The organism is Alteraurantiacibacter palmitatis, from assembly GCF_037154115.1.
Classification (GTDB): Bacteria; Pseudomonadota; Alphaproteobacteria; order Sphingomonadales; family Sphingomonadaceae; genus Alteraurantiacibacter; species Alteraurantiacibacter palmitatis.
Genome location: NZ_JBANRO010000018.1, coordinates 1 through 15,862, shown reverse-complemented (window position 1 = coordinate 15,862; position 15,862 = coordinate 1). Strand labels below are relative to the sequence as shown.

Below are 15,862 nucleotides of genomic sequence, written 5' to 3'. Positions count from 1 at the left end.
GCGCGTCCAGCGGGTGATAACAGGCGCTTTCTCAATGGCATGCTTCACGTCCTGCGAACGGGATGCCCTTGGCGCGACATGCATGAGCGATACGGCAAGTGGAACTCGGTCTATGTCAGGTTCCGGCGTTGGGCCGAGCAGGGCGTCTGGGATGCGCTGCTGCAAACGCTGGTTGATCTCGGGCTGACCGACGACTGGCAGCACATGATCGACAGCACTTCCGTTCGCGGCCACGTCTCGGCAGCGGGCGGAAAGGCGCGCATCGAGATCGCCGTCTGGGTGGAAGACTACAACCGGGAGAGACCACACTCGTCCCTTGGCTACACCACCTCGGCGGCGTTCGCCGCCGAACTGGATAAGCAATGGCCTGCTTCGCTACGCCCTACGGGCTCCGCTACGCAGCCCATTGCTTCAACCGCGCTGATGCGCAAAACAGCCGCCCGGCTCTAATCCCAGCTGGGGGAAAGCTGGGGGTCACGTCAGAGGTGGTAATCCCGGCCAAGATCAATCGGCGCAATCCCGCCCCGCATGATCGCGCGAAACACAAATGGCGCCACCAGATCGAGCGCCCGTTCAACAAACTCAAGAACTGGCGGCGCCTTGCGACCGGCTACGACAAAACCAAGGAATCCTGCCTCGGCTTCGTCGCATTCGCCTCAGTCAAACCCTGGATACCCTTTGTTCACGAAAGCTGGCTGAATGATTGGCTTGAGGCCGAAGTGGATAAAGCTGACATTCCGCCCTTGCACGCCATCAGAATATGTCTGCGATCGAACTGGCCGATGAAGGTGATGTGTTGCTGTGCGTTGCCATTGCCGAACCGGGCGCAAAGCCGGGAACTTGCCCGCACCCTGCCACCTCGCCAATAAGCAGGAGTGCCGGCCCCTCGCCCAACACGGTGCGGGCGGCGATGGGCAGCAGGTCCAGCCGGGTGCGAAAGAGGCGTTCCGTGGCCAAGCTGGCATTTTCCACCATGGCCACGGGGGTATCGCCCGCCAATCCTGCCGCCAGCAACCCCTTGGCGACCGCCCCGGCGGCCTGTTTGCCCATGTAGATCGCCAGGCTGGCCTGAGGATCGGCGAGCGCCTGCCAGTCAAGCTCCGGCACCTGACCGGCGCGCGCATAAGCGGTCACGAATGTCACCCGCCGGGCAAGACCGCGAAGGGTGAGCGACGTGCCAAGGCTGGCCGCGGCGGCGCTTGCCGCTGTGATGCCGGGGCAGATGTGCACCGCGATGCCGGCGATGCGGCAGGCGACGATCTCCTCCATTGAACGGCCGAAAATCGAGGGATCGCCACCCTTCAGGCGAATCACGCGCTCGCCCGCCAGCGCGGCTTCGACCAGCAGGTTGTTGATAGTTCGCTGGTCCTTGCTGTGCCTCCCGGATCGTTTGCCCACGTTGACAAGCCGCGCGCCAGGCGGCACCAGCGCCAGCACGCCCGGTCCGACCAGCGCATCATGGAACACCACGCTGGCGGCGCAAATCAGCCTTTCGGCCTTGCGGGTGAGCAGGTCGGGATTGCCGGGGCCTGCGCCCACCAGCCAAACAGTCCCGGGCAAAAACTCGATCCGGTCATCCAGCGCTTGCCAAAGGGTCATTCCGCAGCTTCCTGCATAGCATTTTGCTCCTGTGCGATCAGCCGTGCGATCTGCGGACGGCACGATCCGCAATTGGTGCCCGCGCGAGTGGCCGCGCCAATTTTCGCCACCGTGTCCGAGCCGTCATGGATCGCCGCGCGCACGGCATTTTCGCCCACGTCGTGGCACACGCATACAAGTGGCCCGGCATCGGGCTGCGGCCGCGCCGGGCGACCGGCGAGCATTTCGGACAGGGATGCCGCGCTTTCGGCAAACTGGCGCACCAGCCAGTCGCGCCGAGGTAAAGTGCCGGTGCGCGTGACATAGGCCAGGGCCAGCAATGCGCCATCGTGAGCCGTGACGGCCGTGCGCACCATGCCGCGCGCTGCATCACGCACTTCGCTGAACCTGCCGACGGGCAGAATGGCTTGCAGGTCGGCCTCACCCACGCCTTGCACCTCGGTCAGCCAGCCGCCCACGATGCGCGAACGGACCCAATACGGCGCAGCGGGCAAAACAGGATCCCGAGAGAGCACGAAGGCGCGCCAGTCACTGGCTACCGGGGTCAGTGACGCAGCCACGTTCTTGAAGCCCGGCTGGCCCGAATGCGGATCGGTGGCGGGCACCACCAAAGCGCCGGTGCGACTGGACGAGGCCATGGCATCTGTCCAGTGTATCGGCACGAAGGCGTGGCCTGGGGCCTGCCATTCACTGACCGCCACCCTGAAAACCGCGGTGCCGGCAGGGGTGGTCACTCGGCCTAATCCGCCATCGACCAACCCGATCACAGCTGCATCGCCGGGAGATACCTCCAGCAACGGCTCACGCCGGTGGGCAGACAGTCGTGGGCTTAGCCCGGTGCGCGTCATGGTGTGCCACTGATCGCGGTAACGGCCGGTGTTGAGGCGCAGGCCTGGCATTTGCGCAGGCGCTGTCACGGCAACAAGACGCGCCTTGCCAGAGGGGGTAGGATAGCGGGTGCGCAGCGGGTGTTCCCCGCCCCAGCGGGACGGCTCCAGCGCATCGTAAGCGGTATCGGAAATATCGGCCATCCCGGTAAGGTCCAGCACCTTGCCGCGTTCGGCGCAGAGTGCGGTCATCGCGGCATACTCGCGGAACACTGCTGCCGGGCCATCGAAAGCAAAGGCCTCCGCGTGGCCCAGCCTCTGTGCCACGTGGCAAAGCGCCAGCCAGTCGGCCCGCGCTTCGCCCGGCGGGAGGAAGAACGGCCGCTGGCGGCTGATGACCCGTTCGGAGTTGGTCACCGTCCCGTCCTTCTCGCTCCAGGCCAGCGCCGGCAGGCGCACGTGCGCAAAGCGTGTGGTATCGGTATCCGCGATCACATCGGACACCACAACATTGGGGCAACGGGCCAGCGCCTCGCGCACGTACATGGCATCAGGCATGGAAACGGCGGGATTGGTGGCCATGATCCACAGGAAGCGGATGCGCCCGTCATGCACGGCGCGGAACATGTCCACGGCCTTCAGCCCCGGCCCGCTGCACAGGTTGGGAGCGTTCCAGAACTGGCGCACGGCAGCGCGCTCGTCGTCCGTAAAGCCAAGGTGGCAGGCGAGCATGTTGGCGAGGCCACCCACCTCGCGCCCGCCCATGGCATTGGGTTGGCCGGTCATGCTGAACGGCCCCGCGCCGGGCAGGCCGATGCGGCCCGTGGCCAGGTGAAGGTTGATAATTGCGTTGGCCTTGTCCGTCCCGCAGACCGACTGGTTCACACCCATGCTGAAAACGGTGACCATGCGCGGATGCGCGGCGACGAGTTCGGCCAGCTTGTCAAAAATTGCGGGATCGATGCCGTGGGCGGCGGCATCCAACCCGGCGATGAACCCCTCCGGCACCTCGCAATGCGCAGCCAGATAGTCTGTATCCAGCTTTCCGCGTCCTGCCATTTCGGCCAGCAGGGCGTTGAACAGCGCCAGATCCCCATCTGGCGCTAGGGATACGTGCAGGTCAGCCCGTTCCGCCGTTTCGGTGCGGCGCGGGTCGATCACCACCAGCTTGCAGCCGGTCCGCTCGCGCGCAGCTTCGATCTGCTGCCAGATGACCGGGTGGCACCAGGCGGTGTTGCTGCCCACCAACACGATCAGATCGGCCGCGTAAAGATCGGCATAGGTGCACGGCACCAGGTCTTCCCCGAAGGCGCGGGTGTGCGCGGCGACTGCGCTGGCCATGCACAGGCGGCTGTTGGTGTCAATATTGCCACTGCCGATGAAGCCCTTCATCAGCTTGTTGGCGACGTAATAGTCCTCGGTCAGCAGTTGCCCGGAAACGTAGAAGGCCACGCTGTCAGGCCCGTAATTGACGACCGTGTCGGCCAGGCGCGCGGCAACATCGTCCAGCGCCATGTCCCAGGTGACGCGGCTATCGCCGATCATCGGATGGAGCAGACGGCCTTCCAGCCCCACCGTCTCGCCCAGATGCGTGCCCTTGGAGCACAGCTTCCCCCGATTGGCGGGGTGCGTCTTGTCGCCCTTGATCGCCACATCGCGCGGTCCCGTGGGGCTGGCCACAATCCCGCAGCCGACCCCGCAATATGGGCAGGTGGTGCGGACGGCGCTCAAGCAACCACTCCTGCCATCACCGCATCGCGCAGCAGGAACAAGCGACCGCCATCAACCTTCAGCGGAATAGTGGGGGTGCAGCCCTTGTCGTCCCCCTGCGCCTCACCGGTGCGCAAGGAGATGCGCCAGTTGTGCAGCGGGCAGGACACAGTGTCGCCGTGGATGATCCCCTGAGTGAGCGGCCCGGCCTTGTGCGGGCACTTGTTCACCAGCGCATAGAATTCGCCGCGCATGGTGTGGAACACGGCGATCTCCTCCCCGCCTGCCACCGGCAGTGTGCGCGCGGTGCCGGGTTCGATCTGGGTGGTGGGGCCGATATCGAGCCACTTGCCCGTCAGCATCATGCATGCTCCCGTTGCAGGGGCCGCACTTCGGCCAGGTGGGCGTGCAGGTCGCGCCGTTCTCCCGCCACGCGCGCGGCCCAGGGATCATCCTGCGAGAAGCGCTGGGAATAGTGGAAGCGGCGGGCCAGCCTGCCGATGGCTTCCGGATCGCCGAGCAATTGCGCGCGCACCCAGTCCACGCCCTTGCGTTCCACCCAGGAGGCGGTGCGTTCCAGGTAGTGGGCATCCTCGCGGTAGAGCTGGATGAAGGCTGCGCAAATGGCCAGCACCTCTTCCTCGGTGGCCACCTTGGTCAGCAGATCGGTGGCGCGCAGGTGCATGCCGCCGTTGCCGCCAATGTGCAGTTCATAGCCGCTATCCACGCAGACGACGCCAAAGTCCTTGATGGTTGCCTCGGCGCAGTTGCGGGGGCAGCCGCTGACGGCGATCTTGAACTTGTGCGGCATCCAGGAGCCCCAGGTCATCCGCTCGATCTTCACGCCTAGGCCGGTGGAATCCTGAGTGCCAAAGCGGCACCATTCGCTGCCCACGCAGGTCTTCACCGTGCGCAGGCTCTTGCCATAGGCATGGCCCGAAACCATCCCGGCGGCGTTGAGGTCGGCCCACACGGCGGGCAGGTCTTCCTTCCTGATGCCGAAGATATCCAGCCGCTGGCCGCCGGTGACCTTGACCATCGGGGCGTTGTACTTCTCGACCACGTCGGCAATCGCACGCAACTCGCGCGGGTTGGTCAGGCCACCCCACATCCGCGGGACCACCGAATAGGTGCCGTCCTTCTGGATGTTGGCGTGCAGACGTTCGTTGACGAAACGGCTCTGCTGGTCGTCCACATATTCGCCCGGCCAGGCGCACAGCAGGTAATAGTTGAGCGCCGGGCGGCAGCAGGAACAACCGTCGGGCGTGGTCCAGTGCAACTCCTGCATCACCTGCGGGATCGCCTTCAGGCCCTTCTCCACGATGTTTCGGCGCACAGCATCATGGGTGAAGCTGGTGCATTTGCACAAGGTCTTGGGGCCGCTCTCCACCTCCGCCCCGAGCGTGATCGCCAGCAGCTTTTCGACCAGGTCCGTGCACGATCCGCAACTGGCGCTGGCCTTGCACTTTGATCGCACGGCATCGAGGCTGTGCGCGCCCGCGTTGATGCAGCCGACGACCTGGCCCTTGGATACGCCGTTGCAGCCGCAGAGTTCTGCGTCGTCCGGAAGGGCGGCAACGGCGGCATTAGGGTCTCCTTGGACGCCCCCGGCAGCAAAGGCCTGCCCGAAGATCAGCGCTTCGCGGATGGGGGAGATATCCTCGCCCTTCTTCAGGAGGTCGAAGTACCAATTGCCGTCATCGGTATCGCCATACAGCACCGCGCCGACCACGCGGTTATCCTTCACCACCACCCGCTTGTAGACCCCGCGGGCGGCGTCGCGCATCACGATGTCCTCGGCCCCGTCGCCGCCGGAAATGTCGCCTGCAGAGAACAGGTCGATTCCCGAAACCTTGAGCTTCGTCGAGATGACCGAACCTTCGTAGCCTTGCGGCGCATCGGTGAGGTAACCGGCAAGAGAGCGGCACATGTCCCACAGCGGGGCGACCAGGCCATAGCAGACCCCGCGGTGCTGCACGCATTCCCCCACTGCCAGCACGTTGGGATCGCTGGTGACCATGTGATCGTTCACCAGGATGCCGCGTTCCACCGCCAGCCCCGCGGCCTTGGCCAGGCCAGTGGCGGGACGGATGCCCACGGCCATGACCACGATATCGGCCTTGATACGGGTGCCATCCTCCAGTTCCACCCCGGCCACGCGGCCATCGGCTTCAAGGATCGCCTTCGTATTGGCGCCGGTCAGGATGGTTTGCCCGCGCCGTTCCAGTTCCTGCCGCAGCAGCCAGCCGGACGCTTCGTCCAGCTGGCGCTCCATCAGCGTGGGCATCAGGTGGATCACGGTCACCTTCATGCCACGCAGGCTCAGGCCATGGGCCGCTTCGAGTCCCAGCAGGCCGCCGCCGATGACAACCGCATTGCCGCCGGATTCAGCAGCAGCGAGCATCTTTTCCACGTCATCCAGGTCACGGAACGTGACCACGCCGGGGAGATCCTTGCCAGGCACGGGTATGATGAACGGATCAGAACCGGTGGCAATCAGCAGCTTGTCATAGGGTTCCACCCGCCCCGCGGCAGAAGTAACGGTGCGGGCACGGATGTCGATCGCCGCCACCGGATCACCGCTGAACAGCGTGATTGCGTTATCGGCATACCAGTCGGGCCCGTTGATCACGATGTCCTCGAAGGTCTTCTCGCCCGCCAGCACGGGGGAGAGCATGATGCGGTTGTAATTCACTCGCGGTTCCGCGCCGAAGATTGTCACCGCAAAGCGGTCCGGATCACGCGCCAGGATTTCCTCCACGGCACGACAGCCGGCCATGCCGTTGCCGATCACCACCAGCCGCTCCCTCACCAAGTTCCCCCTGTCGAAGCCTGTTGCCGCATTCACTTTGCCTCACTCCTTCTGAGCCGACCGGCGGCCCCGAACGCGCACGCGAAAAAGCCGCCTGATTGTGCCTGGTTAGGGAACAATCGGCGGCTTCGTTGCCACGCTTATGAAAATGGCGGGTTGCCCAGACGCGGCCCCACGATGGGCCGGGCGATTCCCGTCTTGAGCTCTGTTCCTAACTCGAACACGGCAGGTTGGGCAAGCACATATTGCAATGCAACATTCTCGGCTTGTCCCAGTGACTGCCGGTCAGAACTCCAATTCGGCCTGCAGCCACACTTTCTGCGTATCGGTGCCGAACCGGTCGGCGTTGTAATCGGCGAACTTCGCCAGGATGTTGACCTGCCCCAACCGGAAGGCGAGCGAGGCATCCCATTCGCTGCCATAGTGCAGACCGCCGAAATCACTGTCGAATTCATGATAGGCCACCTGCGCAGTGACCGCGCCCAGTGCCGGCAAGGAGAAACCTTTGCGCAGCGACACCTGATAATCGCGCACGCCATTGGCGGGCGTGGTGAGGAACATATCGGCCCAGCCCTGGAAGGCGTGTAACGTGGCCAGCGGCGTCTGGAAAGCGGCGCGTCCTCCATCGCTGCCCAGCTTCTCGTAGCTGGCGGCCAGGGTGAAGTCGGACAGGGTGCCGCTCACCTCCCCAAACAGGTGATTGGCGCGATAATTGGTGGGGTTGATCCCGGTGTCCGCCTGGCTGGCCCAGGACCCGGTCAGCGCGATGGCTAAGCCGGGCCCAAGCGCGCGTGAATAGGTGGCAGTCAGACCATAGGTCTGACTGGCGAAGGCGGCGCGGGTATCATAGTCCAGCACATAGGCGAAGGCCGTGACATCAAAGCTGGCGGTATCAATCCCGGCATTAAGCAGCACCAGGTCGCCATCGAAGTGCTCGCTGGGGCTGTCCACGCCGAAGATGGAGCGCTGGGAGATGGCGTAGATGGCATTGGCGAGGAAGACACCGCTCTTGAACTGGCCGCGCACGGCATCGAAGGTCTGTTCGTTCTGCCGCCAGCCCACGCTGCCCACGAAGCGCTGGTTGCCCAGATTGATCCGCTGGCGACCCACGGTGACCCCGGTCCCGTTCTTCACATAGGCCAGTTGCACACGGTTCAGCTCCACGTTCTCCGGGTCGGCGACTGTCGGATAGGGTTCGACGCCGTTGAACTCCAGCGTATCGTTGTAGCGGTTGCTGAGGCCAGCGGTGCCTTCGCCTTCCACCAGCGCCTTGAAGCCGGCGATATCCAGCTCGACACCCAGCCGCATACGTAAGGTCAGCGCCTCGGCATCGCGGGTGAAATTGGCCTGGTCGACCGACTCATAACGCAGCCGCGCGGCGGCCTGGACGTCCAGCTTTACGTCCTCGCCCAGCACGATCGGATCGCCCGGCGCGGCCAGCACGGGATTGGCAACGGCAACCAGAGCGGCGGCAGTCAGCAGTTTGGCGACAATACGCATGAGGTTCTCCTCCCGATGAAAGGATCCGGCGAACTCCGTTGTTCGCAAATGCGCCGGGCAAGCCGGCCGGAATTGCGCTTTCAGCCACCGGTGCACGGCCCCCTTGCCGCGTGCCGGATCTTCCCCTTTCGTCCGGACTGTTTCAGGCGGCCTTGGCGCCCGGCCCGTGATCATATTGGGCAAGGAAATGGAGTATCTCCTGCCGGTATTGATAGAATTTCGGATGATCGAGCAGCGCCTTGCGGTCACGCGGACGCGGCAGGTCAACCTCCAGAATCTTTCCGATCGTGGCATTGGGCCCGTTGGTCATCATCACCACGCGGTCAGCCAGCAGGATCGCCTCGTCCACGTCATGCGTGACCAAGATTGCGGTCACCTTGGTGCGGTTCCAGGTATCGACCAGCACGTCCTGCAGTTCCCACCGGGTCAGGCTGTCGAGCATGCCGAAGGGCTCGTCCAGCAGCAGCAGCCGCGGCGACAGGGCGAAGGCTCGTGCGATACCCACCCGCTGGCGCATCCCGTTGGACATCTCGGCGGCCAACTTGTCCTTGGCATCGCCCAGACCCACGCGGTCGAGGTAGTAATCGACGATATCGCGCCGCTCAGCCTTGCTGGCGTGGGGATAGACCCGCTCCACTCCGAGCGCCACGTTCTGCCGCGCGGTCAGCCACGGCATCAGGCTGGGGGCCTGAAACACGACGGCCTTGTCGGGCCCGGCCGCGCTGATCTCGCGGTTGTCGAGGACGATGCCCCCGTTGCTGACCTCGTTCAGGCCGGCGGCCATGGTCAGCACCGTGCTCTTGCCGCACCCAGAATGGCCGATCAGGCTGACAAACTCGCCCCGGTCCATGATCAGGTTGAAGTTCTCGACCACCTTCAGCGGTCCCCTGGGAGTGGGATAGACCTTGTCGAGCCTGAAGAATTCCAGATAGCGCTTCTCCACCGCGCTCTGGGCCGCGTCGCGATAGGCCTGCAGAGGGGCGAGGTCGAGCGGGGTAACATCGGGCAGCGAAACTGCGCTATCGTGCTCGGTCCCGCTCTCGGCGCTGAGCTGGCCCAGATAGGACACGATCTCTTGCCGCAACCCCTGGAACGCAGCGTCATCATTCACCGCCTCGCGGTCACGCGGGCGCGGCATGGCCACCGGCCAGACACGGCCGATACGTGTTGCCGGCGCGGGGGTGAGCACGGCAACTCGATCAGCCAGAAGGAGCGCTTCGTCCACGTCATTGGTCACCAGAACAATGGTGCGACCTTCCTCCTTGCGGATACGTTCGATCTCGTCCTGCAACTTGGCACGGGTGAGCGCATCCAGCGCCGAGAGCGGCTCGTCCAGCAGCAGGATCTCAGGTTCCATCGCCAGGGCTCGGGCCACGGCCACGCGCTGGCGCATGCCGCCCGAAAGCTGCGCGGGCTTGCGGTCCATCGCATGGCCAAGGCCCACCAGTTCCACCTTCTGCCGCGCCAGCGCGGCACGGTCGGAAGCCGAAAGGTGCTGGTGCACGGCATCTACCGCCATGGCCACGTTCTCAGCCACCGTCAGCCAGGGTAAAAGGCTGTAGGACTGGAACACAACGCCTCGATCCTTGCCGGTGCCAAGGATCGGCTTCCCGCGTAGTAGGATCTGCCCGTCATCGGGTTCGATCAGACCGGCGATGACGTTGATCAGCGTGGACTTGCCCGCGCCGGAAAAGCCCAGGATGGCAATAAACTCGCCTTCGGCCACCTCCAGGTCGATGCCGCCCAGGACCTCGGTCACGGTGCCAGTCTTGCTGGTATAGTTCTTGGTCACGCCCTTCAAGGCGAGGATCGGATGGTCCATGATCAGGCCACCCGGTTGCGCGACACGGCGCTCTGCAGGGTCATCATCACCCGGTCCAGGCCAAAGCCGATGAAGCCGATCACCAACACGGCGAACATGATGCGGGCAAGCGACTGGCTGGATCCGTTCTGGAATTCATCCCACACGAACTTTCCCAGGCCAGGGTTCTGGCTCAGCATTTCTGCCGCGATCAGTACCATCCAGCCCACGCCCAGAGACAGGCGCATACCGGTGAAGATATAGGGCAGACTGCTCGGCAGGACCAGTTTGGTCAGCTTGGCGAACCAGCTCAGCTTGAGCACCCGGCTCACATTGAGCAGGTCCTTGTCGATGGATGCCGTGCCTACGGCCGTGTTGATCAGCGTGGGCCACAGCGAGCACAGCATCACCACCAGCGCCGAGACGAGGAAGCTCTTGGCTAGCAGCGGGTCATTGCTGTCCACCATCGCGCTGATCACCATGGTGACAATCGGCAGCCAGGCCAGCGGGCTGACCGGCTTCATGATCTGCACCAGCGGGTTGATCGCCGCGTTGACCCACTTCGACAGGCCGCAAAGCAGACCGATAGGAACCGCCACCAGGCTCGCCAGCACAAAGCCCAGGGCCACGGTCTTCAGGCTGGTGAGAATCTGGTCAAGGAATGTGGGCGGGCCGGAATATTTGAAAGAGGTCACACCCGCGGCATTGCCCGCCGCCAGCGCCGCTGCGTTGCGTGCCTCCTGGTCGGCATAGAACTGCGCTTCTTGCGCGCTGGCAGCCTGCCATTCCTCGAACAGGGCCAAACCCTGCCCGGCCACGTCCAGAGGACCAGGCAGAGCACCGAGCGATGTCTGCACCGTAGGAGCCAGCATGGCCCACAACGCCAGGAAAGTGACGATGCCGGCAAGCGGGGCCAGCAGGTCCTTGCCCCAGCCAGCCAACTTGCCTGCCAACGGGTTGGGCTGTGCTGTCGGCTTTCCCGGTGAAGCCTTCATCGGTGTAGGTTCGCTGACGACAGGGGCCGGAAGTGCCTCCGTCTGGTGCTCGGTAATGCTAACAAATGCGGTGGCCATGGAGGAGATTCCTCAGTCGGTTCTGGCTGCAGGGCGGTTGGTCAGGCGTCGATGACGCCCGCTGCGGTCACCCGCTGGCCTTCCTTCAGGCCGATACGGAAGCCGGCGATGTATAGATTCGGCTTGCGCCCGTCATAGCTCATCCCATCGATGAACTGATTGGTCGGCGCGCGGAAGCCGTCAGTCTCGGGCACGGCGGAGGCGGCAATAACCCCGTCTTCAACCAGCCTGCTGGCCGCCGCCAGATACAGATCCGGGCGGTAGACCTTCTTCGCCATATCCAGATACCAGCTGTCGGGGTGGTCCTCGGCAATCTGGCCCCAGCGGCGCATCTGCGTAAGAAACCAAACGGCATCCGAGTAATAGGGGTAGCCGGCGAATTCGTTGAAGAAGATATTGAAGCCTTCGGCCGGGCGGGTGTCGCCGGGTTCGAAGGTGAACTGCCCGGTCATGCTGGCGGCGAGGACGGCCGCATCGGCCCCCACATAGTTGGGTCGGCTTAGGATTTGCACCGCCTCGGCCCGGTTGCCGCCGTTGGCGGCATCCAGCCACTGTTGCGCCTTGATGATCGCGCGGACCATGGCCGCCACGGTGGCGGGGTTGCTGGCGGCAAAATCCTCGCGCAAGCCCAGCACCTTTTCCGGGTTGTTGTGCCAGATCTGATCGTCGGTCACCACCGGCACCCCGATGCCGCGCGCCACGGCCTGCTGGTTCCACGGCTCACCCACGCAATATCCGTCGATTGTCCCCGCTTCTAGCGTGGCCGGCATCTGCGGCGGCGGGGTAACCGACAGGTTCACATCCGCCCCCACTGTTCCGGCCACGTCGCCCTGAGTGTAAAACCCGGGGTTGAGGCCGCCAGCCGCCAGCCAGTAGCGCAGTTCGTAATTGTGGGTGGAGACGGGGAAAACCATGCCCATGTTGAACGGCCTGCCCTCGGCCTTGAACCGCTCGACCACGGGCCTCAGCACTTCGGCCGAGATCGGGTGGCGCACCCGGCCACCTTCCATCGGCAGGCTGGGCCGGATCATCTGCCACACGCGTTTGGACAGGGTGATGGCGTTACCATTGAGATCCAGGCTGAGTGGCGCAATCAGGTGAGCCTGCGTGCCATAGCCCAGCGTGGCAGCCAGCGGCTGGCCCGCCAGCATGTGGGCGGCGTCCAGCTGCCCGCCGATCACGCCGTCCAGCAGAACCTTCCAGTTGGCCTGCGGCTCCAACGTTACGTTAAGGCCTTCCTCCACGAAGAAGCCCTTCTCCAGCGCGATCGCCAGCGGGGCCATGTCGGTCAGCTTGATAAAGCCGAGCTTCAGGTTGGGCTTTTCTGGCGGGCCATCCGCATTTGCGGCAGCGACAGGTCCGGCGGCCCTGTCATCCCCGCCGCTGCAGCCGGCCAGCATGATCCCAGCGGCAAACCCGGCAAGGGTGCCCATGGCAGTCCGGCGGTTCAGCTGTCCCTTGAAGATATCGGTCATCCACGTTGTCTCCAGCCCAGCGCGTCAAACGCAAAAAAGCCGCCTCGACTTGATCCCGGAAGGATCAGATCGGGCGGCGACGTTGCCACGCAATGTTTCGAATGATCGAAGCTTCCCCTGTCCACCCAACTCTGGGCAGCTAAGCTCCGTTCCCTCAACGGGATAAGCGATTCGGCTGCGGTTCGTAAAGCGTATTTTGCAATGCGGAAAAATTTCCGCTCAATCGAGCGCGGCCAAGTAGCCCGGAATATCAACCGGATCAAACGTTCGGCCGTCAAAAAATCTGTTTTCAGACAATGTGATGGTACCCTGCTGCGCCCCCACCTGGGTAAGCTGCGTAACGCTGCCTTCAACCTTGGAATTGGCTGCTGGCAGGTCATCGCCGGTGGATTTTAGTGCACTGCGGTATACGTCGGGCCGGAATACGGCCGTGGCCCTTTGGGCCTGCTCATCCGAATAGGCAAGCTGGTCCCAGCGGACCATCTGCGAGTAAAGCCAGGCCGCCTGGCTGTTCCACGGAAAATTCGCCGCCTCGCTGTACTGGAACATAAAATCGGGAAAGGGCACGGGTGGACCGTCATGGACCAGCACCGGCTGGTCGGAGATGGCGCGCAGGATCAGGTCTTCCGGCCCCCCGACATATTCCGGCCGGGCCAGAATCGCCGCATTGGTTTGCGAGTTCGCCGGATCGACAAAGTGCCGCCCGGCGCGGCGCATGGCGCGAATCAGCGCTTCCACGTCCTCGCGCCGCGCATCGAGCCGGTGCTCGCGCATGGCCAGCACCTTCTCCACCCCGCGCCGCCAGATCTGCGCGGTTGCGAGCACGATGGTGCCCACGTCGCGCTCCACGCACAGGCTGTTCCACGGCTCACCCACACAGGCCCCGTCGATCTCACCCCCGGCCATGGCATCGGCCACGAACGGCGGCGCCACGGTGACAATCTCCACCTGCTCATCAGGACGGATGCCGCAGGCTGCCAGCCAGTAGCGCAGCTTGTAGTTGTGGCTGGAATAGCGGTGCACCACGCCAAGCCGCAGTCGCCTACCCGCCGCCAGCGCGGATTCGACCTCGGCCTTCATCGCCGCGCCCACGGCACGGGGTTCGCCGAGCACGCCCGGCTGGCACACCCGCGCCGCCAGATCCTTGCGCAGGGTAATGGCATTGCCATTAAGGCCCAGCACGAAGGGCGCCACCAGCGAGTGCGCGGGTCGGCCCACACCCATAGTGGTGGCGATCGCCAGCGGGGCCAGCATATGCGCGGCGTCCGAATGGCCATAGAGCAGCCGGTCCAGCACGGTCGCCCAGCTGACATCGCGCAGGAAGGTTAGATGCAAGCCTTCCTCTTCGGCAAAGCCATGCTCTTGTGCCAGGATCGGCAGGCAGGCATCAACCAGGGGCAGGAATCCGATGATTAATTCGCGCGTGGCCATGGCTCAGTTTCCTCCCATCAAGCCGTGTGCGGTCACCACCGCTTCGGCAATGTCGATAATCCGGCGGCTGGAGCTCATCGCCTTCTTGCGCAGTTCGGCATAGGCTTCGGGCTCGGAGATCCTCTTGGAATCCATCAGGATGCGCTTGGCCCGGTCGATCGTCTCGCGCTCGGCCAACTTGCCCTTGGCTTCGGCCAGGTCGGCCTGCAGGCGGGCGAAGGCGTTGAAACGCTTGACCGCCAGGTCCAGCAGCGGCCGGATGCGACCGGCGGCAAGACCATCAACCACATAGGCCGAAACGCCCGCGTCGATCGAGGCAGCGATGGCATCGTCATCACTTTCGTCCACGAACATGGCAATGGGCCGGGCAAGCACGCGGCTGACAGTGAAGTATTCCTCCAGCACGTCGCGCGATGGGTTGCCCAGGTCCATCAGCACGATGTCGGGCGCGATCTGCTCGATCCGCGCCAGAAGCCCCTCGCGCCCGCTGATTAGGTGAATTTCACCTTCGATACCCGCCAGACCTTCCTCGATGATCGAGGCGCGGGCGCGGTTTTCATCAATGATGGCGATCTTCATGCGCGTCAATATTGCACTGCACAATGATTTGCTCAAGCAGAGAGAGCGGCTGTTGGACCCTTCGGGGCGGCCGATGTCTCAAAGTCTGATCCAAAAATATCCTGCATAAATTCATGATCTTGCGATACGTCTGGTGAGCAGTTGGACGGATGCGATGAACAGCCATGCGGTTGCTGAGGAGATGGTTTGCTCGAAGTCCTTGGCGAGGAGGCGGTTTCGGTTGAGCCAGGCTACGCACTTCAACCGGAAGAAGAAGTACGCGGGGCTGTTGCCGACGGAGATGCGGCGGCTGCGCGAGCTGGAAGACGAGAACAGTCAGCTGAAGAAGATTGTCGCCAATCTGACGCTTGATCGCGAGATGCTGCAGGATGTCATCAAACGAAAGCTCTGAGGCCGGATCGGAAGCGCGAGCTTTGCGGCGGGATGCTGGCGGACTGGGGCGTGTCCATGCGGAGGGCTTGCCGGCTTCAGCGATCGAGACCAGATGCGGCGCAACGCCATATTCGATGAACTGGCCGAGATAGGAGCCAGACCCGCGCAGCTTGACGCAGGAACTGAGGCGGCTGCCGGCCGTGCGGGTGCCGATACAGATCGCCCCCTCGCGGTTTTCGAACAGAGAGGCGGTCTTCACGCGGATTGCGGGCCCGGGCGATCGCCAGGTCCGGGTGCCCCTCGGCAAATCCGGCCTACAGGGTGATGGTCATCTGGCCGTCGGGTGCCAGCGTGGGCCATGATGTGCCGGCAGCTGACCGAATGTGCACGAATCCATGACATGGCCGGGCAATATAATCAGCCTCGGGCAAGGTGACCGTCGCACCGCCGGTTGCAGTGCAGGTTATTGCCCGCAGCAGGCCCCCAAGCTCGATCGGGTCGGTGATCGCGGCGTGATGCTTGACGGTTGGTGTGGCAAGGGCCCCTCTCAAATCCCGGGCAGGATCACTCGTCAGACGCCCCGTTGCCACGGCATAACGAAGCACCCTGGTCTGAGCCCCTAGATTTCTTCCAGTGATAAGTAGAGTCCGGCCCTGAGAAGGAGACGGACGAATGAAGCGGAG

General features: G+C 64.0%; 11 protein-coding genes and 2 pseudogenes. 2 read left to right on the top strand and 11 right to left on the bottom strand.

All coding sequences use genetic code 11. The features are described from left to right. On the top strand, positions 1-450 hold a 450-nt coding region (locus tag WFP44_RS15620), incomplete at its 5' end, for a transposase (RefSeq protein WP_336927620.1). Between the two features lie 303 nt (positions 451-753). On the opposite strand, the gene cobA is transcribed toward WFP44_RS15620, so the two are convergent. The 11 genes and pseudogenes from cobA to WFP44_RS15560 form a co-directional block, all read right to left on the bottom strand. Then, complete coding sequence (gene cobA, locus WFP44_RS15610) at positions 754-1,599, bottom strand: uroporphyrinogen-III C-methyltransferase (RefSeq protein ID WP_336927619.1); 846 nt, start codon at positions 1,597-1,599, stop codon at positions 754-756. After that, entirely contained in the window at positions 1,596-4,157 is a 2,562-nt protein-coding gene (locus WFP44_RS15605; RefSeq protein ID WP_336927618.1) for a nitrate reductase, read from the bottom strand. Before WFP44_RS15605 ends, cobA begins: the two co-directional genes overlap by 4 nt. Then, entirely contained in the window at positions 4,154-4,498 is a 345-nt protein-coding gene (gene nirD / locus WFP44_RS15600; RefSeq protein ID WP_336927621.1) for a nitrite reductase small subunit NirD, read from the bottom strand. Before nirD ends, WFP44_RS15605 begins: the two co-directional genes overlap by 4 nt. Beyond that, a complete protein-coding gene (nirB, locus tag WFP44_RS15595; protein WP_336927617.1) occupies positions 4,498-6,948 on the bottom strand; it encodes a nitrite reductase large subunit NirB in 2,451 nt (816 codons plus the stop codon). Before nirB ends, nirD begins: the two co-directional genes overlap by 1 nt. A gap of 285 nt (positions 6,949-7,233) precedes the next feature. Further along, positions 7,234-8,448 carry an alginate export family protein gene (locus WFP44_RS15590; RefSeq protein WP_336927616.1) on the bottom strand — a complete coding sequence of 405 codons (1,215 nt, stop codon included), beginning with the start codon at positions 8,446-8,448 and terminating at the stop codon, positions 7,234-7,236. Positions 8,449-8,590: 142 nt separating this feature from the next. Beyond that, positions 8,591-10,270 carry an ABC transporter ATP-binding protein gene (locus WFP44_RS15585; protein ID WP_336927614.1) on the bottom strand — a complete coding sequence of 560 codons (1,680 nt, stop codon included), beginning with the start codon at positions 10,268-10,270 and terminating at the stop codon, positions 8,591-8,593. Between the two features lie 2 nt (positions 10,271-10,272). Continuing rightward, positions 10,273-11,322, bottom strand: a complete 1,050-nt coding sequence (locus tag WFP44_RS15580; RefSeq protein WP_336927613.1) for an ABC transporter permease — start codon at positions 11,320-11,322, stop codon at positions 10,273-10,275. Positions 11,323-11,363: 41 nt separating this feature from the next. After that, positions 11,364-12,797, bottom strand: a complete 1,434-nt coding sequence (locus WFP44_RS15575) for a CmpA/NrtA family ABC transporter substrate-binding protein (RefSeq protein ID WP_336927612.1) — start codon at positions 12,795-12,797, stop codon at positions 11,364-11,366. 219 nt (positions 12,798-13,016) lie between these two features. Then, positions 13,017-14,228, bottom strand: coding sequence for an ABC transporter substrate-binding protein (locus WFP44_RS15570; RefSeq protein WP_336927611.1), 1,212 nt, complete (start codon positions 14,226-14,228; stop codon positions 13,017-13,019). A 3-nt stretch (positions 14,229-14,231) separates the two neighbouring features. Continuing rightward, the gene (locus tag WFP44_RS15565; RefSeq protein WP_336927610.1) at positions 14,232-14,807 is read right to left on the bottom strand and encodes an ANTAR domain-containing response regulator; all 576 of its coding nucleotides are present in this window, start codon (positions 14,805-14,807) and stop codon (positions 14,232-14,234) included. A 111-nt stretch (positions 14,808-14,918) separates the two neighbouring features. Then, positions 14,919-15,047, bottom strand: a pseudogene (locus tag WFP44_RS15560) (IS5/IS1182 family transposase); the annotation flags it as partial. Between WFP44_RS15560 and WFP44_RS15555 the strand changes: the two are divergent. Beyond that, positions 15,016-15,269, top strand: a pseudogene (locus WFP44_RS15555) (IS3 family transposase); the annotation flags it as partial. The pseudogenes WFP44_RS15560 and WFP44_RS15555 overlap by 32 nt on opposite strands. Positions 15,270-15,862: the final 593 nt, after the last annotated feature.